19 protein-coding genes are annotated in these 22,078 nt (G+C 61.0%); 15 read left to right on the top strand and 4 right to left on the bottom strand.

Annotation, left to right across the window (positions count from 1 at the left end; translation table 11 throughout):
* The first annotated feature begins 116 nt into the window (after positions 1–116).
* Positions 117–761, top strand: a complete 645-nt coding sequence (locus tag C6Y62_RS05640; protein ID WP_068461862.1) for a Crp/Fnr family transcriptional regulator — start codon at positions 117–119, stop codon at positions 759–761.
* A gap of 85 nt (positions 762–846) precedes the next feature.
* Here C6Y62_RS05640 and C6Y62_RS05635 read toward each other — a convergent pair whose 3' ends face one another.
* Both C6Y62_RS05635 and C6Y62_RS05630 read right to left on the bottom strand, forming a co-directional pair.
* Entirely contained in the window at positions 847–1,539 is a 693-nt protein-coding gene (locus C6Y62_RS05635) for a ParB-like protein (RefSeq protein WP_173953151.1), read from the bottom strand.
* Positions 1,540–1,680: 141 nt separating this feature from the next.
* Complete coding sequence (locus tag C6Y62_RS05630) at positions 1,681–2,166, bottom strand: hypothetical protein (RefSeq protein ID WP_173953150.1); 486 nt, start codon at positions 2,164–2,166, stop codon at positions 1,681–1,683.
* A 411-nt stretch (positions 2,167–2,577) separates the two neighbouring features.
* Here C6Y62_RS05630 and C6Y62_RS05625 point away from each other — a divergent pair, with 411 nt between their 5' ends.
* The gene (locus tag C6Y62_RS05625; RefSeq protein ID WP_173953149.1) at positions 2,578–3,561 is read left to right on the top strand and encodes a hydrogen peroxide-inducible genes activator; all 984 of its coding nucleotides are present in this window, start codon (positions 2,578–2,580) and stop codon (positions 3,559–3,561) included.
* Here the strand turns inward: C6Y62_RS05625 and C6Y62_RS05620 are convergent.
* The gene (locus tag C6Y62_RS05620) at positions 3,542–5,236 is read right to left on the bottom strand and encodes a peptidoglycan L,D-endopeptidase MepK (protein WP_173953148.1); all 1,695 of its coding nucleotides are present in this window, start codon (positions 5,234–5,236) and stop codon (positions 3,542–3,544) included. The two genes, C6Y62_RS05625 and C6Y62_RS05620, sit on opposite strands and share 20 nt — an antisense overlap.
* A 386-nt stretch (positions 5,237–5,622) precedes the next feature.
* Between C6Y62_RS05620 and C6Y62_RS05615 the strand changes: the two genes are divergently transcribed.
* From C6Y62_RS05615 to C6Y62_RS05605, 3 genes are all read left to right on the top strand, one after another.
* The gene (locus C6Y62_RS05615; RefSeq protein ID WP_173953147.1) at positions 5,623–6,546 is read left to right on the top strand and encodes a LysR family transcriptional regulator; all 924 of its coding nucleotides are present in this window, start codon (positions 5,623–5,625) and stop codon (positions 6,544–6,546) included.
* 250 nt (positions 6,547–6,796) lie between these two features.
* On the top strand, positions 6,797–8,002 hold the full coding sequence (locus tag C6Y62_RS05610) for an NAD-dependent formate dehydrogenase (RefSeq protein ID WP_068461873.1): 1,206 nt from the start codon (positions 6,797–6,799) through the stop codon (positions 8,000–8,002).
* Positions 8,003–8,058: 56 nt separating this feature from the next.
* Positions 8,059–8,574 carry an HPP family protein gene (locus tag C6Y62_RS05605; RefSeq protein ID WP_246274399.1) on the top strand — a complete coding sequence of 172 codons (516 nt, stop codon included), beginning with the start codon at positions 8,059–8,061 and terminating at the stop codon, positions 8,572–8,574.
* A 113-nt stretch (positions 8,575–8,687) separates the two neighbouring features.
* Here C6Y62_RS05605 and C6Y62_RS05600 read toward each other — a convergent pair whose 3' ends face one another.
* Positions 8,688–10,202 carry a sigma-54-dependent transcriptional regulator gene (locus tag C6Y62_RS05600; protein ID WP_173953145.1) on the bottom strand — a complete coding sequence of 505 codons (1,515 nt, stop codon included), beginning with the start codon at positions 10,200–10,202 and terminating at the stop codon, positions 8,688–8,690.
* A gap of 277 nt (positions 10,203–10,479) precedes the next feature.
* On the opposite strand from C6Y62_RS05600, the gene C6Y62_RS05595 reads away from it, so the two are divergent.
* From C6Y62_RS05595 to C6Y62_RS05550, 10 genes are all read left to right on the top strand, one after another.
* Positions 10,480–12,330 (top strand): M3 family oligoendopeptidase, encoded by a 1,851-nt coding sequence (locus C6Y62_RS05595; RefSeq protein WP_420844148.1) that lies wholly within the window; start codon positions 10,480–10,482, stop codon positions 12,328–12,330.
* Between the two features lie 331 nt (positions 12,331–12,661).
* Positions 12,662–14,521 carry a potassium transporter Kup gene (locus C6Y62_RS05590; RefSeq protein ID WP_173953144.1) on the top strand — a complete coding sequence of 620 codons (1,860 nt, stop codon included), beginning with the start codon at positions 12,662–12,664 and terminating at the stop codon, positions 14,519–14,521.
* 75 nt (positions 14,522–14,596) lie between these two features.
* Positions 14,597–16,006 (top strand): ABC1 kinase family protein, encoded by a 1,410-nt coding sequence (locus C6Y62_RS05585; protein ID WP_246274398.1) that lies wholly within the window; start codon positions 14,597–14,599, stop codon positions 16,004–16,006.
* 96 nt (positions 16,007–16,102) lie between these two features.
* A complete protein-coding gene (locus C6Y62_RS05580; protein ID WP_173953142.1) occupies positions 16,103–16,471 on the top strand; it encodes a c-type cytochrome in 369 nt (122 codons plus the stop codon).
* A 364-nt stretch (positions 16,472–16,835) separates the two neighbouring features.
* Positions 16,836–16,979, top strand: coding sequence for an aa3-type cytochrome c oxidase subunit IV (locus C6Y62_RS05575; RefSeq protein WP_083509657.1), 144 nt, complete (start codon positions 16,836–16,838; stop codon positions 16,977–16,979).
* Positions 16,980–17,063: 84 nt separating this feature from the next.
* Positions 17,064–18,200 carry a Re/Si-specific NAD(P)(+) transhydrogenase subunit alpha gene (locus C6Y62_RS05570; RefSeq protein ID WP_173953141.1) on the top strand — a complete coding sequence of 379 codons (1,137 nt, stop codon included), beginning with the start codon at positions 17,064–17,066 and terminating at the stop codon, positions 18,198–18,200.
* Entirely contained in the window at positions 18,197–18,637 is a 441-nt protein-coding gene (locus tag C6Y62_RS05565; protein ID WP_173953140.1) for a proton-translocating transhydrogenase family protein, read from the top strand. Before C6Y62_RS05570 ends, C6Y62_RS05565 begins: the two co-directional genes overlap by 4 nt.
* A 73-nt stretch (positions 18,638–18,710) precedes the next feature.
* Positions 18,711–20,114 (top strand): NAD(P)(+) transhydrogenase (Re/Si-specific) subunit beta, encoded by a 1,404-nt coding sequence (locus C6Y62_RS05560; protein ID WP_068461890.1) that lies wholly within the window; start codon positions 18,711–18,713, stop codon positions 20,112–20,114.
* Positions 20,115–20,330: 216 nt separating this feature from the next.
* Positions 20,331–21,221, top strand: a complete 891-nt coding sequence (locus C6Y62_RS05555; protein WP_173953139.1) for a S1 family peptidase — start codon at positions 20,331–20,333, stop codon at positions 21,219–21,221.
* A gap of 206 nt (positions 21,222–21,427) precedes the next feature.
* Positions 21,428–21,961 carry a bactofilin family protein gene (locus C6Y62_RS05550; protein ID WP_173953138.1) on the top strand — a complete coding sequence of 178 codons (534 nt, stop codon included), beginning with the start codon at positions 21,428–21,430 and terminating at the stop codon, positions 21,959–21,961.
* Positions 21,962–22,078: the final 117 nt, after the last annotated feature.

Below are 22,078 nucleotides of genomic sequence, written 5' to 3'. Positions count from 1 at the left end.
TCTGTCCAACGCCGACAGAACGATTTGTGGCGAGACGAAATATGTCGCGATCCGATAACACTGCGCGTGTAACTCCCATAGCGCAGGAACTAGCAAGCCCACCCGTCCGAGAAGCAATGAGCGCGCCCGCTTCAGTGCCTTCCGACACACCCCGACTGGATAGCTACGCCGACAAGATCACCAGCGTGATCTATTCTAAAGGCCAGACGATCTTTGATGCCGACCAGATCAACGACGTCATCTTCCAGGTCATTTCCGGCGCGGTTGTCGTCACGCGCCTCAACGCTGCCGGGCAGAGAGAAGTGATCGAGGTTGCCGGTCCGGGCGCCGTGCTGGGCATGGTTTCGGGACCGCACTACGGCTGCAAGGCAGAAGCCTTGACGCGATCGACACTCGCCAGCATTGGCCGCAGCGCCATCGAGAATTCACCTCAGTTGCAAAGACGCATTGGCTGGGCTCTGACCCGCAAGCTGGAGAAGCTGCAGGAAGAGAGCCGCACGCGCATGCGCACCTCCGCCACGGCTTCCGTAGCCAAGCTGGTGCTGTCGCTGCCGAGCATTACCGACAAGGTCCCGCACGAACGCGTGGCGCTGCCCCAGGCAGATATGGCCAGCTACCTCGGCCTCGCTATCGAAACCGTATGCCGCGCCATCAAGGCTCTCAAGCAGAGCGGCGCCATCCAGACCACGCGCCGGGACAAGATCGTGATTACCGATCCTGGCCTTCTTCAGCGGTTTTGCGACGAGCAAGCCGGCGGCTGAGCCGCAATCGCTTCCCAAGCGACATTGCAACTGACACACGCAGAGCAAATGACGGCGGCCGTTCTCAGAACGGTCGCCGTTTGCGTTAGTCGCTTAAGGACTTGCCGCGCTTGCAGCCTGGCAAATGAGAAGCCGAGCGCGACCGTGCGATGCGCATGGCGCTTCTGTGCGCTGAGAGGAAATCCTGCTGCACCAGCTCAGCTGGTATGTGCTCGCGGAAGAAATCCGCCCAAACGAATTCGCTGAACGGGATCGGCGACTTCCTGAAACCGCCCGCCTCTCTCACCGACCACGCAAGATCGCGATAATGATCTGCCTGCAAGTGCCCCACCGTAGCGGGTAGCAGCACAGGCGATATCGTGCGCCCTTCGCCGTCACACGACCGCAACCAGCCGTGCGCCTGCATCGCGCGCAGAAACGCCAGCCGCCGACGGTTTGAAAAATCCGCAACCACACGCACGAATGTATCGGGCACGCCGCTCTGGAACAGCGCCAGACTGAGGTGGTGGTGATCGATGATGTAAAGCTCTTCGCCGGGGCCCAACACGGCGGGAATGGCTCGGCGCTGCAAATAGTGCGTCAGCTTCCGAGGCCGCCTGGTCAGGCGCGCCAGCTTTTCACGCTTGGCTTCAACCGCCCGCATCCCGACCGCCATTTGTGTGGGACGTAGCGCATCGACGGCCACCCGATGTATGGGCTGCGTATCAATGTCACTGAAAATAATCGATGGCGGCAGGTCGCGCAGTGCAGCGCGTTTTCCAGATAGAACTGGCTGCATCCGTTCCCCAAGAATGCGATCCGAGATGGCGCCAGTTTCTTGGGAACGGGGTTAACGCTTGGTTGAAAATGCAAACAGGGCGGAAGAAGCGACATCAAAGCGCTGCCTCCGCCCTGTTCATGATTCAAACCGAGTTCGAGCTCAGTACGAGATCGACAACGGTGATTTCGCGGACGGCCTTACACCGACCATTCCTGAAAGAGCGTGGGCTGGAGCCTGCTCATTTCTCAACCTGCGCGCAAACCTCGGCACAGCACGATTGCGCGACGCATTTCGCAGCACAACCGCATTGCGCCTAACCGAAAACGGCTGCGGCTGAGCGATTAGAATTGCGTTGGCCCGCTTAAGCGGACGGACCAAAAACGCAGTGGTGTACACACCCGACACCGCAATGTGTTCCGCAGCCATGATCAGCAGCGCAACAAGCAGTCCGAGTGCGGCTCCGGAGACCCCGGCAATGCCGGCGCCTACGATTACCCCAACAAAGATATTGAGAATTGGAACGAGCATCATCCCCACCAGGATGATGCTTGCGATCATATCCGGCAGCATCTCTTCCCCCGATGCAGCTATCATCACAAGTTCGGATACGATGCCTTGATCGTTCGTCGGAAGCGCGACAATCAAATGGCAATATCGTGACGGCAGATGCAGAGGCATCAATCAAGCGATAGGCGCCGCGGATGGGCCCTGCTGGTTCAGCGCGCGCGAAACTATGCGCTGAAGCATCTTGGGTTGACGCTGTCCCGCTGGCGATCAGGAGCGCGCATGACTGCGACGCGCGTTCTTCCGAACGCCGGGCTCCGAGACGATGAGAAAACCGAAGCGGCGGGAGATGACGGGAAGATAAAGAGCGCCCCGGCCAAATTCGGCGCTCGGCCGAGGCGCCCACGGCTAGAGGGCGTGGTTTCCCTTACCCTGCCGATCAGAATGACGAAGCCGTGAATACCAGCGGCCACATCGTCGTTGCAGATGGTGTAGGCAGGTGGCACCATAAGATCCAATCGGATGTTATGCTGGTTTGGATCAGTATTTCTTATGCGACCACACGTTACACTGAAACAGCTACGCTACTTTGACGCGCTCGCTCGCGAACAACACTTCGGGCGCGCCGCGGAAGCGTGCTCAATCACGCAGCCAGCCCTGTCGATGCAAATCACCGAGCTGGAGCAGCAGCTCGGCCTTGTACTGGTCGAACGGACGCGCTCCGGCGTGCTGCTTTCCGACAAGGGCCGCGAAATCGCCGCCAGAGCCGCCCGCATCCTGTGTGACGTCAACGAGATGATCGACTTCGCCCTGCACGCCAACAAAGTGCTTGCAGGCTCGCTGCGGCTCGGCGTCATTCCGTCGATCGCACCCTACATGCTGCCGCCGTTACTGCCTCTGCTGCGGGAAGGCTACCCCACGCTTGAATTGCATGTCCGCGAAACGCAGACGTTGCTGCTGATGCAGGAGCTGACCGAGGGCAAGCTGGATGTCGTGCTGCTAGCCCTGCCGATCACACAGGCGGACATCGAGACGATGCCTCTGTTTGATGACCACTTCCTGCTGGCGCTGCCGAAATCCAAGAAGCTCGCAAGCCGCGTGCGCGCGACGAAGGATCTGATCGAGCACGAACGCCTGCTGCTGCTTGAGGAAGGACATTGCTTGCGGGAGCAGGCGCTCACTTATTGCAGCCTGCAGCAATCATCTGCCGTCAACACGTTCGGCGTTTCCAGCCTTTCAACCATCGTCGAGATGGTGGCCGCCGGTTACGGCATCACCCTGCTGCCGGAGATGTGCCTGAACGTGGAAGCGCGCGGACGGGACATCGGCATCACCCGTTTTGTGGAGCCGCAGCCGTTGCGCACGGTTGGTCTCGCATGGCGCGCAACCTCGCCCCGCGCCGACGACTTCCGCGAACTGGGCCGCCTTATCAAGCTTGCATGGTCGAAGGCTTGCACGCCGCCGGTTCAAACCGAGACCGCACAGGACAGCGCGGCACTGGAAAGCTCGGTCAGCACTAACGCGCAGAAGTCCTGACCGAGCGGGATGTCATGCCCGCCCCTGCCACTTGCGCACCCGCCTGCGTACCGGGCGCCTGTTGTTCATGGGCGGAGAAATCCACCGCACTGCCCTTAAACTGCTGCGCCCACAACACCTCGCCGATCTGATCGCCGGGACGCAGACGCATGGGCAGAACGATCGGCTTGTCATCGAGCAGATCAAGTGTCCGATGCAGATCCGGGTGCACGAGCTTGAGGAACACCTCGTCATCGGCGGAGGCCGATTGCGTCAGGAACGGCGCGACCGGAAACGGACGATAGGAAAGCTCTTCAGGGTGGTCGTCATCGAACTCGGGCGCTGAAGCCCAGCGGCCATTTTCGTTGGCCCCGGCATCATGCGCGGTGCCCGGCCTTAGCGGCAGCCCCGGCTCCAGCTTAATCGGCCCCGGCTGTACGTGCCCGTGCCCGGAACTGTGATTGTGGTTATCGCCATGCGGCAGGCTCAACGCCGCCGTTTGCATCGACTTCGCCGGCGGCTCTACCATGGCTGCCGACATTGGCGCATCGGGCGCAACAAATGCAGCTCTGCGCACCAGCGCCTCAAGCTGTCGCCGATCAGCCGCTGACGCTTCGTTCGTGCGGATCATCACTTCCGAGGGGCCAAGCGAAGCGAGCGTCACCAGATGGTTCAGGCGTCCGCGATCGACATCCGACGGTGGCGGAACCGCTGCGATGGGACGCTTTGCAAGCGTCGGTGCAGGAGGCACCAGAGCCGGCATCCCGATGGACGCCAGCTGCTGACGCGCGATCGGCGCTGGAGGAATGCTCAGCGATGGACGCGAGGCTTCCGCAGGTGCGGGCGCCGGCGCAAGCTCGATCGGCGGTAAGGTCTGCGCTTCCGCTACAATAGTGACCGGCTGCGGATTCTTGCGCTGCTCATGGAATGCCGCGATCTGCTGGACGAGATCCTTGTTCTGGCGCGCCTTGCGAACATCGCCAGGCGTCAGCTCGCCACCGGATGATGGCCGGTGCTTTGAATGTCCGTTCGGGAACAGCAGTGCCAGTTCGTTGCGGGCCAGCCGCGGCCATGCGCGCACCGGACCGGTATCGACATGCACGAACGGAATGCCTGATGTCGGATAATAGCCAACGCCACCGCGCTCGCGAATGATGGCTGAGTAGCGCATCCTCTTCAGCGAAACATCGGGGAATGTCGCGTCGATCGCCTGTCCCGTCATGTGGCGGCTTTTCTTCGCCTGCCCGCCGCGGGTTTTGCGCAGCATCTCGTTGGTATGGGGTGAGCGATAGGCGCTGATGATGTGGATCGGCTTGCGGCTGCCGAGCTCGGTATGCATCTCCCACAGGATATCGATGGTGTTACGATCGATTTCCGTCGCCTTGTCGACGCGCCAGTCGCGCAGGAACCAGTTGAGCTGCTTGAGCGCGGCTTCATCCCACTTGCCATTACGCTTGTAGGTGACGGAGATATTTTCCTTGGTGTGGATGTGATACAGCGAAATCGTTCGCGTCGAGCCAAAGGCTGCGACGACGTCGGGCGGACCTGCGCTCAGGCCCAGCAGTACAGCGGCGGTGAATCCGCCGAGGATAGCGTTCCTACGCGATACCAAAGTGCCACCTCGTGTTCCAACCGGCCAAAGGATGCTCGAATTGAGGCGCCTTGCGCCCTCGCCATCCCGCCATGCGACCAGCATTCACGATCCCTAAGGGTTAATCGAAAACCCTTAATTTCAAGTGAGTGCTTCTCTAATTACGTAATTGGGGCCTAGCACGGCTGAAACGTGGCAGCAGCGTGACAACATGGAAACGAGTTAACCCACTGCTGGGACTATTCATTTTCAACGCAGTTCAATTTGATTCCAAAATGGTGAAAACGCCGACTTTGCTGGATGTTTGAATCAAGAACTGGTAAACATAAATAATGCGTTGTTAGATCCAATTTAAATTAGAACGCATTTCGACAAAGGCACTTAAGCCTGCAACTGCGTTCGAACGAACCCATCATCGTCGCCTCATTTGCCGTTGGCGCGCGATGCGTTATATCCATAGCGATATAGCGGTTCACGGAGAAGGGGCTAGCATGTTCATTCGCCAGATGACGTATCTCGTCGCGCTCGGGCGCGAGAAGCACTTCGGCAGGGCTGCGGAGGTCTGCAGCGTCACGCAGTCAACGCTTTCAGCCGGCCTCAAGGCGCTTGAACGCGAGCTGGATATGCGGCTCGTGATCCGCGAGCCACGCTTCATGGGCTTCACCCCAGAGGGCGAGCGTGTGGTCGAATGGGCAGCGCAGATCATCGCCGACTATCAAAGCCTGCGTCAGGATATGGAAGGCTTCCGCAGCGGCCTGAAGGGCACTCTGCGGCTCGGTGTGGTGCCAGCCGCGATGCCTCAGATTGCACGACTTACCGAACCATTCTGCGCCAAGCATGCGCACGTGACCGTCGACATCCAATCCATCACCTCAGCCGAGATCCAGCGCGGTCTCGACAAGTTCGAGCTCGATGCCGGCATCACCTATCTCGACAACGAACCGCTGATGAATGTGCGCAAGGTGCCGCTCTACAGCGAGAAATATGTGTTCGTTACGCCACGCACGGCGAAATGGGGCAAAGCGTCGAAGATCACCTGGCGTCACGCCGCGATGGAAAATCTCTGCCTGTTGAATGAAACGATGCAGAACCGGCGCGTGTTGAACAACCTTGCCCGATCGATCGGCCTGAAGCTCACCCCCACTGTCACGACAAACTCATTTCTCAGCGTTTGCTCGCATGTCTGCAGCGGCGGCTGGTCGAGCATAATTCCCCACACATTCAGCTATATATTTGCCGGCAGCGAAGATCTGGTTCTGATCGATCTCATCGATCCAGTCCATGAACAGAGCATCGGCATTGTAACGTCGGACCGTGATCCGTTGCCCCCGCTTGCACGCGCTTTGCTGCACTGTGCGGCCCAATTAGAGCTTAACGAATATGTCCGCACGCGGATCGACTTCGCAACTGCGTGATTGATGCCATCGATCAGTTGTCTCAACATATTCGTTTGATCGGTACGCTTCGCACTTCCACAGTCCGCTCGCCGTGACGCAAGCAGTGGCTGCAAAGGCCCGGAGCATCGCGGTGAGGAAGCGTTAGAAGCTGGGCCATTAGCGGCAACTGCTCGCCGCCTGCACACCGCCCCGCATGAGCAATCTGCTCGACAGACCCCGTCTGCCGAAAACGCTCCCTCTTGGCCAATCCTTGATGGAGATACCCCCCATGGCGAAGATCGTGTTGGTGCTGTACGATGATCCCGTCGACGGCTACCCGAAGTCCTACGCTCGCGACGACATTCCCAACATCACCAAGTATCCCGACGGCCAGACGGCTCCGACGCCTTCCGCCATCGACTTCACGCCGGGCGAGCTGCTGGGCAGCGTTTCCGGTGAGCTTGGCCTGCGCAAGTACCTTGAATCGAACGGCCACACGCTGGTTGTGACGTCCGACAAGGACGGCGCCAACTCGAAGCTCGACCAGGAACTGCACGACGCCGAAATCGTCATTTCGCAGCCGTTCTGGCCCGCATACATGACGGCTGAGCGCATCGCAAAGGCCCCGAAGCTCAAGGCAATCATCACCGCCGGCATCGGTTCGGATCACACCGACCTGCAGGCTGCCATGGATCGCGGCATCACCGTTGCCGAGGTCACGTACTGCAACTCGAACAGCGTCGCCGAGCACGTTGTGATGCAGATGCTGTCGCTGGTCCGCAACTACATCCCGTCCTACAACTGGGTGACCAAGGGCGGCTGGAACATCGCCGATTGCGTCGCCCGTTCCTACGACATCGAAGGCATGCACGTTGGTACGGTTGCCGCTGGCCGCATCGGTCTGCGCGTGCTGCGCCTGCTGAAGCCATTCGACGTCAACCTGCACTATCTCGATCGTCACCGTCTGCCGGAGTCGGTTGAGAAGGAGCTGAACCTTACGCACCACACCAGCCTCGAGAGCCTGGCCAAGGCTTGCGATATCGTCACGCTCAACTGCCCGCTTCACCCTGAAACCGAGCACATGATCAATGACGAGACGCTGAAGTTCTTCAAGCGCGGCACGTATCTCGTCAACACCGCTCGCGGCAAGCTCTGCGATCGCGATGCGATCGTGCGCGCCCTTGAGAGCGGCAAGCTCGCCGGTTATGCAGGCGACGTGTGGTTCCCGCAGCCCGCTCCGCAGGATCACCCGTGGCGCACCATGCCGCATCACGGCATGACCCCGCACATTTCCGGAACTTCGCTTTCGGCCCAGGCACGTTACGCTGCTGGAACGCGCGAAATTCTGGAAGCCTACTTCTCTGGCAAGCCGATCCGCGACGAATACCTCGTCGTACAGGGCGGCAAGCTGGCGGGCGTCGGTGCTCACTCCTACAGCGCCGGCAACGCGACGGGCGGCTCGGAAGAAGCTGCCAAGTTCAAGAAGGTCAACTAAGACCTGTGCGGCGCCGGATGGAAATCCGGCGCCGTTTTCACTTCAGGGAGGGTAGTTTGACCGAAACAACAGAATACGCGGCGCCGTCACGGCTGGAAGCATTGCGGGCATTGCCCTGGCGTAACGCCATTCTGGCCGGCATCGGCGCCACTATCACCATCGCCATTCTGGCGGGCGCAGCCGATCTGACGGCGCTTCCGCTCATCATCGCGCCGTTCGGCGCCAGCTGCGCGCTTGTGTTTGGAGCGCCGGCCAGCCCATTGGCTCAGCCGCGCAATGTCGTTGGCGGCCATCTGGTTACGGCCACGCTTGGCCTGTTGGCGTTCACGTCCATTGCCTCGCCGGTGGCAGCCATGGCGGTCGGCGTTGGCCTCGGTATCGCTGGCATGCTTCTTACCGGCACGCTGCACCCACCCGCAGGCGCCAATCCAATCGTTGTAGTTCTGGCCGCCGCGTCCTGGCAGTTCCTGCTGATGCCAGTCGCCGTTGGCGCCGTTTCAATCGTGCTGATCGGCTACATTTATCATCGCATTGTGACCGGCCACGCCTACAACGTTCTGCCGAAACGCTAGCCGGCAGACGAATATCGCCACACGATAATTCGTTGCTCCAGATACGACTACGCCGCGCCACCCTCGGGTGACGCGGCGCCGTCTCACAGCCAGGAGCTGCACGCCTCCGCGGTTTAGGCGCGCGGCTCGAGGCCGTATTCCTGCATCTTGCGATAGAGCGTCGAGCGACCGATCTTCAGGCGCTTCGCCACTTCCGTCATGTGTCCGCGATAGCGCCCGAGCGCCAGTCGGATCATGTCTGCTTCAATCTCATCCAGCGAGCGGATGTCGCCAGCCTCGGTAACGACCGGAATGCCCAGCGCACTGGCGTGACCACCACCATTGCCGCCGCGAATTTCCATCGTCTGCGGAATGATATCGTCTGCACCCAGCACAGCCGGACCTTTGAACGCGGGCTGCTTGGGAGCCGGAGCCGGCGCAGCAGGCACAGCCGTTTCAAAGCCCGTGACGTGCGCCGCGATCTGCGGGAATTCCGCAACCGTCAGCTCCGGACCATCGGCCAGAACCACCGCACGGAACACGGCGTTTTCAAGCTGCCGCACGTTGCCCGGCCATGGATAGCTGCGGATCAGCCGCAGTGCATCCTCGCTGAGGCCACTGATGCGCTTGCCTTCCTCAGCCGCGAAGCGGGCAATGAAGTGACGCGCCAGCTCAGCAACATCACCCAGCCGCTCGCGCAGCGGCGGCACCCAGATCGGGAACACGTTGAGGCGATAGTAGAGATCCTCGCGGAACTTACCTTCGCGCACCATGTCGATCATGTTGCGATTGGTGGCTGAGATGAGCCGGAAGTTGACGTTGACGGACTTCTTCGCGCCGACCGGATCGATCTCGCCTTCCTGCAATGCGCGCAGCAGTTTCACCTGTGCGTCGAGCGGAAGCTCGCCAACCTCGTCGAGGAACAGCGTGCCACCATCGGCTTCCTGGAACTTGCCAATCCGCTTGTCGACAGCGCCGGTGAAGGCGCCCTTCTCATGGCCGAACAGCGTCGACTCGATCAGGTTCTCCGGAATGGCGCCGCAGTTGACGACGACGAACGGTTTTCCGGCACGTTCGGATTCACCCTGAATGGCGCGGGCGATCAGCTCCTTGCCGACACCGGATTCGCCTTCGATAAGCACCGGGATGTTCGAAGCCGCAGCACGCTTGCCGAGCGCAACGACGCGCTCCATACCTTCAGCCTGCACCACCAGATCGGCGAAGGTCAGCGTGCCTTCAACCTTCTTCTTGATGCGCGTGATCTCGCCGGCCAGGGCCTCGATCTTGAGCGCGCTCTTGATCGAAACTTCCAGTCGCTCCGGCGACACCGGCTTCACGACGAAATCGACAGCACCGGCGCGCATTGCGTTGATGGCGGCATCGATGGAACCATGCGCCGTCTGCACGATGATCGGTGGGGTGCCCGGATTGCTTCCGAGCTTCTCCAGAACCGCCATGCCGTCCACGCCGGCCATGACGAGGTCCAGAAGCACGAGACTGATGTCGCCGCGTTCCGGGCCTTCAAGGATCTGCAGGGCTTGCTCGCCCGAGCCGGCAGTTTTAGTAGCGAACCCGAGGCGCTTGATCGTTTCTTCAAGAATGCGGCGTTGGGTGGGATCGTCATCGACGATAAGCAAACTCTTGACCATGAGGCACTCGAACTCAACCTGTAACGGACTACCTAACTGGCTGGCCTGACCTGAATTGCGTCAGGATCGAACACTCGGCCACCAGTGGCTCACTCACTGAAGCTAAGACTGCCCAACAAGGGTAAATAAGGAGTTGCGAAGAAGCTCAGGTTGAGCCTTTTCTGATTCGGCCGGGTTCAAAACGACACGTTCAGCGTGCCTTTGCACAGCCTTAACAGGCCTGTAAATCAGTTAATCGACAGCTCACATATAGCGGGCGAACACGCTCGCGATCGACATTCAGACTAAATTCAACGCGCAGGAGACCGCTGTGGCCAAGGCCGTTACCGCCGACACGAACGACGAACTGGGTGCAATGCCCGAGTGGAATCTCGCCGATCTTTATCCTTCGCCAACCGCGCCGGAGCTTGCGCGCGACCTCGACGCTGCCGCCGCGGAGGCCCAGCGCATCAAGGATGCCTATCACGGCAAGCTGGTTGAGATCGCCAAGGATGGCGGCGCGCTGGCTACCGCGCTCGAGGAGTTCGAGCAGTTCGTCGAATTGACCGGGCGGCTGGGATCGTTTGCGGGCCTGCACTATGCCGGCAATCAGGCTGATCCGGAACGCGCGAAATTCTATGGCGACGTCGCTGAAAAGCTGACCGCAATTTCCACCAACATCATCTTCTTCGAGCTGGAACTGAACCAGATCGACGATGCGACGCTGGAAGCAGCGCTGAAGAACGAGCGCCTTGCCCACTATCGCCCGTGGATCATCAACGTGCGCAAGGAAAAGCCCTATCAGCTCGATGAAAAGCTGGAGCGGCTGATGCACGAAAAAAGCCAGACATCTGGCGGCGCCTTCAACCGGCTGTTCAACGAAACGATGGCTGCCCTTCGCTTCCCCGTGGAGGGCGAAAGCGAACCACTTGCACTTGAGCGCACACTGAACCTGCTTTCCAACGCCGACGGCAAAAAGCGTCAGGCCGGTGCTGAAGCGCTGTCGAAGGTGTTCAAGGATAACGTTCGCCTCTTCACGCTGATCACCAACACGCTCTCCAAGGACAAGGAAATTTCTGATCGCTGGCGCGGCTTCAAGGATGTGGCCGACAGCCGCCATCTCGCCAACCAGGTCGAAGCCGAGGTTGTCGACGCGCTGGTTTCCAGCGTGCGTGCTGCATATCCGCGTCTGTCGCACCGCTATTACGCGATGAAAGCCAAGTGGCTTGGCATGGAGCGGATGTCCCATTGGGATCGCAATGCTCCGCTGCCGGAGCGTCCAGAGCGCGTGTTTGCATGGAAGGACGCACAGCGTCTCGTGCTCGGCGCGTATAACGACTTCGCACCGCAGATGGCCGATGTTGCGGGTGAGTTCTTCGACAAGAACTGGATCGACGCCCCGGCACGCCCCGGCAAGGCGCCCGGTGCATTCGCCGCCGCAACGGTTCCGTCCGTGCATCCCTATGTGCTGCTGAACTATCTGGGCAAGCCGCGCGATGTGATGACGCTTGCGCACGAACTGGGCCACGGCGTGCATCAGATGATGGCGCGTTCGCAGGGCGCGCTGCTGGCTTCAACGCCGCTGACGCTCGCCGAAACAGCATCGGTGTTCGGCGAAATGCTGACCTTCAAGGCGCTGCTGCGGGAAACGAAGGATGCACGCGAACGCAAGGCGATGATTGCCGGCAAGGTTGAGGATATGCTCAACACGGTCGTGCGCCAGATCGCGTTCTATACCTTCGAGCGCAAGCTGCACGAAGCCCGCCGCAACGGCGAACTGACGCCGGATCAGATCGGCCAGATCTGGTACGAGACGCAGTCCAAAAGTCTTGGCCCGGCAATCGAACTGAAGCCTGGCTACGAAGTGTTCTGGGCCTACATCCCGCACTTCGTGCATTCGCCGTTCTATGTCTACGCATACGCGTTCGGCGATTGCCTCGTGAACTCGCTCTATGGCCTTTACGAGGAAGCGCATCCCGACTTCGTCAACAAGTACTTCGATATGCTCAAGGCGGGCGGTTCCAAGCACCACTCTGAATTGCTGGCGCCGTTCGGGCTCGACGCCTCCAATCCCGAGTTCTGGAACAAGGGCCTGAAGGTCATCGAGGGCATGATCGACGAACTGGAAGCTGCGGAGCAGGCCGTCTGATCAACGTTTTGTGACGGGTGGCGCGGCGGGCCTGAGCCCCACACCGCACCCGGATCAATTGATCGGCGCTCCTTCGCCAATTCCTTACCAATCGCGGCGCATCGGCTCTTCGTCGGTGCGCCACAGTCCGTTTCTTTGCTTCCGCTTCAGTTTCACCTGTCATTGTCAAGGCAATGCATCGCGGTGAGAATATCAATTAAGGGGTTCCCATCGCGTCAGGATGGGTCTAGAAGCCCGCGCCAATTGCTGCACTGCAATCCAGCTACGGGGGTGCCACGTGGCACATTCGCAGGGGGCCCAAAAAGGCGCCGAGCCGGCCTCACCTGAAGGAATGGCGAACAAGAAGTTTCTGGGGCTGATGGTCGGTTCAGTCGGTGTCGTTTATGGCGACATCGGAACCAGCCCGCTTTACGCCTTCCGTGTCGCCGTCGATGCCGCCAAAGGTTCGAGCCTGCCCGGCAACGAAGTTGTCTATGGCGTGCTGTCGCTCATCACCTGGGCGCTGCTGCTCATTGTGACGCTGAAGTACGTCGTCATTCTTCTGCGCGCTGACAACAAAGGCGAGGGCGGCATGTTCGCCCTGATGGCGCTCGGGCAATCCGTCGCGAAAAAATCAACACCGGTTATCGTTGGCCTTGGCATTGCCGGCGCCGCGTTTTTCTATGGCGACGCGGTCATCACCCCCGCCATCTCGGTGCTGTCGGCGATGGAAGGCCTGACGCTTATCTCGCCGACGTTCGAAAAGTTTGTCGTCCCGTTATCTGTGCTCATCCTTATACTGTTGTTTTCCGTGCAATCGCGCGGCACCTCCAAGGTCGCGGCATTCTTTGGTCCCATCACCGTCGTCTGGTTCCTCACGCTGGCGCTCGGCGGTGTCATCAATATCGTCGCCAATCCGGGTGTGCTGCTTGCGCTCAACCCGTGGTACGGCGTGCAATTCCTGCTCAACCACGGCTTTCTGGGTCTGACGGTTCTCGGGCTCGTTTTCCTCGCCATAACCGGCGCCGAGACGCTCTATGCCGATCTCGGACACTTCGGCCGCAAGCCTATTCAGGCGGCGTGGTTCGTGCTGGTATTGCCCTGCCTGCTGCTGAACTATTTCGGCCAGGGCGCGCTGGTGCTGACGCATCCCGAAACGCTGACCAACACATTCTTCCTGCTGTACCCCGACTGGGCGCTGCCGTTCATCGTCGTGCTGGCGGCTATCGCAACGGTCGTTGCGGCACAGGCCGTCATCACCGGCACATTCTCGCTGACACGTCAGGCGATACAGCTCGGCATGCTGCCGCGCTTCGGCATCACGCACACATCGGAATCTATGTCCGGCCAGATCTATTTGCCGCGCGTGAACTGGATGCTGCTGATTGCCGTGCTGCTGATGGTGGTGATGTTCCAGTCCTCGACCAACCTCGCCTCGGCCTATGGCGTTGCCGTAACCGCTGCGATGGTGATCACGTCGATGCTCGCCATTCTGGTGCTGTGGCAATATTGGAAATGGCCGCTGTGGCAGACACTGGCGCTGCTGCTGCCGCTGATGGTGCTGGAGCAGTTCTTCTTTGCCGCCAACATGCTGAAGGTGTTTGACGGCGGCTGGCTGCCGCTGGTGCTGGCGGCATGCATCGCCACCATCATGTGGACATGGGTGCGCGGCTCGCGGCTGCTGGCCAAGCAGACCCGTAAGGACGAAGCCGACATGGAGTGGCTGCTGCGCAGGCTCGATGCCAAGCCGCCGCACCGCGTGCCGGGAACAGCCGTGTTCTTCACCGCCGATCCGACAGCGGCACCCACCGCGCTGATGCATAACCTGAAGCACAACCGCGTTCTGCACGAGCGCAACATCATCCTGTCTATCAAGACCGAGGATGTGCCGCGCGTGCCCCGCTATGAACGCCTGACCGTCGATCGCGTATCCGATACTTTCATCCGTGTCGTCGCGCGCTACGGCTTCATGGAAACGCCGAGCGTTCCGAAAATTTTCGAAGTGTGTCGGCGCAAGGATCTCAACGTGGATGTCGCAACGACATCATTCTTCCTGTCGCGGCGCAATCTGAAGACAACGCCGAAATCGGAAATGCCGGCGTGGCAGGACAAACTGTTCGTAGCGCTGGCGCGCAGCGCGCAGGACGCCACCACGTATTTCCGCATCCCGACAGATCGCGTTGTTGAAGTGGGCACGCAAGTTGCCGTTTAGACTGTGGCCGAACTCCGCTGTTGCCGCAGATCGCATCTTGCCGATGGCGCCGCGCAACCCGATATGCGGGGAGCGATGACAAAGGAAGAAAACCGGTTTTCAGCGCGCGCGTCGCGCTATCTCAAGGTCGGCGCCAGCGTCGGCGGTGTTGCAACACGCATCGCCGGCGAGCGATTGTTCGGCCGCGAGCATGACGGTGCACGCGGCGCCGCCGAACTGACAGCCGCGCTCGGTGGGCTCAAAGGCCCGCTGATGAAGGTGGCGCAACTGCTTTCAACCATCCCCGAGGCGCTGCCCGCCGAATACGCGCGCCAGCTTTCTCAGCTTCAATCCGCTGCGCCGCCGATGGGGCCAGCGTTCGCAAAGCGCCGCATGGTGGCGGAGCTGGGGCCGAACTGGGCTGAGCGTTACCGATCATTCGATCTCAACGCCGCTGCATCCGCATCGCTTGGACAGGTGCATCGCGCAACGGACAACGACGGCCGTGCTCTGGCGGTGAAGCTGCAATATCCGGATATGGCTTCGGCTGTCGAAGCTGATCTGACGCAACTGCGCGCCATCTTCGCCATCCATGCACGCTTTAATCCCGCGATTGAAACCACCGGCATACTGGCCGAAATCGCCGCGCGCCTGCGTGAAGAACTCGACTATGAACGCGAGGCCAGCCACACGCGGCTTTACGCGCACATCTTTGCTGACGATCCAAGCGTCCGCGTGCCGGAAGTCTTCGCGCAGCTTTCGACCAAGCGGCTGCTGACTATGACGTGGCTGGATGGCAAACCGCTGCTCGATTACAAGATCGCGCCGATGGAGGATCGCAACGCAATCGCGCAGGCTATGTTCCGCGCCTGGTGGTTTCCGTTCAGCCATTACGGCGTCATCCACGGCGATCCGCACCTGGGCAATTACACGGTGTTTCCCGCGCCGGATCAAACAGGACCAGCACCGGCATCGGGCGACAGTACAGCTCCAGCGCTGCCTGCTCCCGGCGGCATCAACCTGCTCGACTATGGTTGCATTCGCACATTCCGCCCGCAGTTCGTCGGTGGCGTCGTCGACCTTTACCGCGGCCTGCTTGCCAACGACCGCGACCGCATCGTCAGCGCCTATGAGACCTGGGGCTTTTCGGGCCTCTCAAGCGAGCTGATCGAAGCGCTCACCATCTGGGCGCGCTTCATCTACGGCCCGTTGCTGGATGACCGCGAGCGCACCATCGCTGAGGACACCTCGCCCGGCGAATACGGCCGCCAGGAAGCCTTCACCGTGCACCGCATCCTGAAGGAGAAAGGACCGGTTCGCATCCCGCGCGAATTCGTCTTCATGGATCGTGCTGCCATTGGCCTTGGCGGCGTCTTCCTGCACCTGGGTGCGCGCCAGAACTGGTATCGGCTGTTCAACGGCATGATCGATGATTTCAATCTCGACACGCTCGCCGGCCGCCAGCGCGAAGCGTTTGCATTGGCCGGTGTGCCGCTGCCGGAGTAGGCCAGCGCTCACGCCGACCCGCCTGACATTGATCAACGCATTCCGCGCGCACACCCGATAGAATGCTGCGCCGATTGAGATCCGGGGGAATGCACCATGTCGATATGGCCGAGGTTCAGCGGGGCAAGCGCCGCGCGCAATTTTACGCGCCTGGCGTGTGTAGTATTCGCCGTTGCCGCTGTGCTTCCCGCTGCGGCCCATGCCCAGACAGACGCCGACACGATCCGGAAGGGCCACGAGCTGGCGATTTCCCTCTGTGCCGAGTGCCACCTCAATCCGGGGCAGGGCGAGAAGCAGGGCGCCATGGGCATTCCCGGCTTCAGCGCGGTGGCCAATCGGCCGCTGCAAACCTACGACGGCGTCGTCAGCTGGCTCGCATCGTTTCCGCCGATGATGCCGAACCACAACCTCTCTCAGGATGAGATGCACGCGCTGGCAGCTTACATCATGTCCCTGCGCAAATGATCGCAGGGGAAGTGCCCGCAGACACGCCAAAGTGCGCCAGGTTTAGACCGCAGCACGCTTACTCCGCAGACAGAGCACGCAGCGCATCATGCAGGTGCTTTTCTGCCGGACCAAAGTCTAAGCCCTTAGACCTATGTTCTTTTGTCCGGGCTGCCGCGCTGTCATCACTGCGTTACTGTCACTGCAGATGTTCGGCTGCGCTGTTCTATTGCACTGCCGCAACTGACGGGGCAGGACCGGAAAACGGTGCCGGCCTGCACCGATGCAGCACCACGCTAACTCGGCGTGCGACTTGATAGCACATCTGGCTTGATGTAACGAAGAAAGCTCAACGATCAAGCAATCCCTAGGGAGGGGCAAGCAAGTGTCGATCGATCTTTCTGGCGGCAACGAAAACATGGACTACGCCCAGTTGGAGAGCACCTACAAGGGCTTCATGTTTCTAACGAAAATCGCGATAGTTTCGCTGATTGTGCTTCTCGTCGGCATGTACCTCTTCCTCACCTAGGCTGAAGCCAAATCCCCATGGACCGGCGGCCTGCAAGCCGCCGCGTTCCGGCGACAGCGCTTTCTCACGGAATCGGACACTTGCATGGTCACCATTGCAGTTACCGCCGAGCCTGCGGATGAACCGCGCGTTGCGGTTTCACCGGAGACGGTCAAGAAACTCGTCGCCCTCGGGGCTAAAGTGAAGGTTGAAGCTGGCGCCGGCGCGCGATCCCGCTTTTCCGATGCGACGCTGGCAGCCCAGGGTGCTGAAATTGTACCCACCGCTGCCGATGCGCTGCGTGATGCCGACGTGCTGTTGAAAGTGCGCCGGCCATCCGCTGCCGAAGTGGCGGCGCTGAAGCCGGAAGCCCTCGTCATCGCCATGCTCGATCCCTATGGCGATCGCGCTGGCATGGAGGCGCTGGCTACCGGCAAGGCCTCACTGTTCTCGATGGAATTCATGCCGCGCATCACGCGTGCGCAGTCGATGGACGTGCTGTCCTCGCAGGCTAACCTCGCGGGCTACAAAGCCGTGATCGACGCCGCCGCGATGTTCCAGCAGGCGATGCCGATGATGATGACGGCGGCTGGCACTGTGCCTGCGGCCAAGGCCTTCATCATGGGCGCGGGCGTTGCCGGTCTGCAGGCCATCGCTACTGCGCGTCGCCTCGGTGCGCAAGTGTCCGCCACCGACGTTCGCCCGGCCGCGAAGGAACAGGTCGCCTCGCTCGGCGCCAAGTTCATCGCCGTCGAGGACGACGAGTTCAAGCAGGCGCAGACCGCAGCCGGTTACGCCAAGGCGATGTCGGCGGAATATCAGGCCAAGCAGGCGGAACTGGTCGCCAACCACATCAAGGGCCAGGACATCGTCATCACCACCGCGCTCATTCCTGGGCGTCCGGCACCGCGTCTCATCACGCGCGCCATGGTGGAAAGCATGAAGCCCGGCTCGATCATCGTCGATCTGGCGGCGGAGCGCGGCGGCAACTGCGAGCTGACCAAGCCCGGCGAGATTGTCGACCACAACGGCGTGCGCATCTTTGGCCCGCTCAATCTTGCGGGCGAGATCGCAATCAACGCGTCCAGCCTCTACGCCAAGAACCTCTACACCTTCTTCGAGACCATGTTCGACAAGCAGGAAAAGAAGCTGGCGATCAACTGGGACGACGAGATCATCAAGGGCACGCTTGTCGCCCGCGACGGCGCGATCGTTCACCCCAGCCTGCAGGGAGCCGCATGATGCACGGTCGCAAGCAATCGACATTCGGACGTCTCACCGCTCTGGCGGCCGGCGCTGTCACGCTCACCACCGCATTGGCATCGCCCGCGCTCGCGGCGGGTGGCATCGGCGGCACCATCGACCCCATCGTCTACGAACTGATGGTGTTCGTGATGGCGATCTTCGTCGGCTACTACGTTGTGTGGGCCGTTACGCCCGCGCTGCACACGCCGCTGATGTCCGTCACCAACGCGATCTCGTCAGTTATCGTGGTTGGCGCGCTGCTCGCCGTTGCAGTTGAGCACGGCGCTGTCTCCGGCCTCACCGGCGGCGACACTGTCGCCTCGAAAACGTTTGGCGTGCTGGCGCTCATCATGGCCGCCGTGAACATCTTCGGCGGCTTCCTCGTCACGCAGCGCATGTTGGCGATGTACAAGAAGAAGGGCGACAAGCGGTGATGAACCCAGCAACGCGCGCCCTCAATCCCATCCCGACCGCACTCGCAATGCCTGCCCTCGGGGGAAGTGCACAATGACACCTAATCTCGTCGCTCTGCTTTATCTCGTCTCCGGCGTGCTGTTCATCCTGGCGCTGCGTGGATTGTCGAGCCCGGCCACCTCACGTCAGGGCAACTATTTCGGCATGACCGGCATGGCCATCGCCATGGTCACGACGCTTGCCGTCGCCGCGCCGCAGTCGGTGTGGACATGGCTGCTTCTGCTTGGCGGTTTGGGTGTCGGCGGCAGCATCGGCGCCGTAACCGCCCGTCGCATCGCCATGACGGCGATGCCGGAGCTGGTCGCCGCGTTCCACTCGCTCGTCGGTCTTGCCGCCGTGTTCGTCGCTGCCGCAGCACTCTATGCGCCGGACAGCTTCGGCATCGGCACGCGCGGAGCCATCGGCGCCGCCAGCCTCATCGAGATGTCGCTGGGTGTTGCCATCGGCGCCATCACATTCACCGGCTCGGTCATCGCGTTCGCGAAACTCTCAGGCCGCATGTCCGGCAAGCCGATCATCCTGCCCGCACGCCACGCCATCAATCTCGGCCTGTTCGTTGCGATCGTGTACCTGATCTATCTGTTCTGCCAGTCCGGCGGCGACGCAACGCTGTTCTGGGCCATCACGCTGCTGTCGATGCTGTTCGGCGTACTCATCATCATCCCGATCGGCGGCGCTGACATGCCGGTCGTGGTGTCGATGCTCAACTCCTATTCCGGCTGGGCAGCGGCGGGCATCGGCTTCACGCTTTCGAACATCGCACTCATCATCACCGGCGCGCTGGTCGGCTCGTCGGGCGCCATCCTGTCGTACATCATGTGCAAGGGTATGAATCGCTCGTTCATCTCCGTCATCCTCGGCGGCTTCGGTGGCGAGACGGCCGGCCCGGCAGCCGGCGGCGAGCAGAAGCCCGTCAAGCTCGGCTCGGCGGAAGATGCGGCCTACGTGATGAAGAACGCCTCCAAGGTCATCATCGTGCCGGGGTACGGCATGGCGGTGGCGCAGGCCCAGCACGCACTGCGCGAGATGGGCGATGCGCTGAAGAAGGAAGGCGTCGAGGTCAAGTACGCCATCCATCCGGTGGCGGGCCGCATGCCCGGCCACATGAACGTGCTGCTGGCCGAAGCCAACGTGCCCTATGACGAGGTGTTCGAGCTGGAAGACATCAACTCGGAGTTTCCGCAGGCCGATGTCGTCTACGTGATCGGTGCCAACGACGTCGTCAATCCGGCGGCCGAGAACGACAAGACTTCGCCCATCTACGGCATGCCGGTGCTGCAGGCGTGGAAGGCGGGCACAGTCCTGTTCAACAAGCGCTCGCTGGCTTCGGGTTATGCCGGCATCGACAATCCGCTGTTCTACAACGACAACACCGTGATGGTGCTGGGCGACGCAAAGAAGATGACGGAAGAAATCGTCAAGGCGCTGGCCCACTAAACGGAAACCGGGCTCCGATGTGGAGCCCACGATCTCGGCGCCCTGTGGCGGGCATTCTCTCTGCCGCGGGCCCACGATCACCGGGCCACGTACGATCGTTATCTCAAAGCCGTTCTGCGGGTTGACCGCAGAGCGGCTTTGCTATTTCCACGCTTGCATGCCGCCCGGTCCGCAGGCAGCGTTGCAACAACCCTTCGCCCCAGTGTCTCAGTGCCCATGCCGCCCGCCTCTGCCAACTCAGTCCGCAAGGCACTAGCCACCCGCGCCATCACGCGGCGTCGGACTGCGAAGTTTGCCGTCAGCACCATCCTTGCTGTCGCCATGCCGATGCTTGTCCTGTCATCGGCTCACGCGGGCGAAGGCTTCTTCACCGACAAGCGCCCCGCAGCCGTGGCCGACGCATGGAACTCCGTCTACGCGTTCGTGTGCGAAGGCACCAAAGGCAGTTACACCGCCTCTGCCTTCCCGGTCCGCCGTGTTCCGAAGGGCGAACGCACCGAACACTATTTCATCACCGCAGGACACGCGGTTGAGGATTGCAAAGGCCAGAAGCGCTATCTCGTCGAAGACACCGGCGGCAAACGCTTTGAAGCGGATGGCATCACGCTCGCGCCACGCCCGCAGCGTCTCGACAACGTCAAAGCCGTCCGCATCGACGATGCGTACGATCTCGCCGTCATCAGAGTTGTAATGCCGACGAAGCGCCGCGTCGGCGCACCTCTGCCCGTGAACGGCCAATGTGACAGCGCGTTCGAGCAGGAGGTCTATGCGATCGGCTTTCCCGGTGTCGCCAAGCGGCGCTCGCTTAAGCAGTCGCAACAGATCAAGCGCTGGAGCCACGGCATTTCTGTTGGCGTCGGCAAAGCCGAGTTTCGCGACACGACATCCGCCTACATCGCTACCAGCGTGGACTCGCTGCCGGGCAATTCCGGCGGGCCTGTTCTTGCGCAGGATGGATCGCTAGTTGGCGTCATGGCCAAAGGCGCAGCGGGCCCACAGAACCGCTTTCGATATGATGTCGATCCGAAGAAGAAGGGTGATTGGCACTCGTTCGTGGCGCCGTGCAGCGCGGTGCTTCAACTGCTGCAACAGAGCGGATTGCCGTAACGCAAAACCGCTGAAAACACTGACGTATATCCTCTGACGTGCGAGTAGCGCGCGGGAAACACTTCATTTGCATTTGCGCGCGATGCGCACCGGAACAGCACTCTTTGCTTCCAATAGTGTGCGAACGGTCACTTAATTGCTGCTGCTATTACTGCTCATCTGCGTAGCTCGAATATTGCCTGCATCATTCCATAAGGGCATTCGCAATGTTCAACACCAAGAAACTTGATAGCTTTTCTGCACCAGGAAACGCCGACAGCATTGAAACGCCTGCCCCGGCAGCACATCCTGCAACCGGTGAATACGCTGCACCGGATCGCACCAAAGCACCCGTGCACGCGCTCGTTGACGAATGCCTGACCGTGCGCGGCGATCTGGAAAGCAACGGCGACATTCTCATCAAGGGCAACGTATTCGGAAACGTGCGCTGCAAGCTGCTTATCATCGACACGGATGCATCGGTTGAAGGCGGCATCGATGCGGAGGAAGTCATCATCCGCGGACGCAGCACCGGCAAGATAAATGCCAAGCGCGTGCGAATGGAAAATACTGCGATCGTTGAGAGCGAGATCATCCATCAGATATTTTCGGCCGATGAAGGCGCGCGCATCATAGGCACGCTGCGGCACATGGATGAAACGGCCAGCACCGCCAGCCGCACCGAAACGCCAAAACCAACATCAACCCGCAGCGCCGGAAAGAGCGCGGCCAGCAGCGCCGCAGCTTCCGAAGCTCCCTGAGCCCATCACGGCATACAGCCGGTCAGGCTTTCCCGGCCCTGGCTGGCGAAGGCGCGCGAACGTCCCCTTTCGCGCGCCTTCCCCTTTTTAGAACTCGGATTGCGCACGCAAAAGGCG

The organism is Hyphomicrobium sulfonivorans (assembly GCF_013306565.1).
In the GTDB taxonomy this organism is placed as follows: domain Bacteria; phylum Pseudomonadota; class Alphaproteobacteria; order Rhizobiales; family Hyphomicrobiaceae; genus Hyphomicrobium_A; species Hyphomicrobium_A sulfonivorans.
The sequence above is the reverse complement of the archived record's forward strand: the minus strand, read 5'-3'. Positions and strand labels throughout refer to the sequence as shown.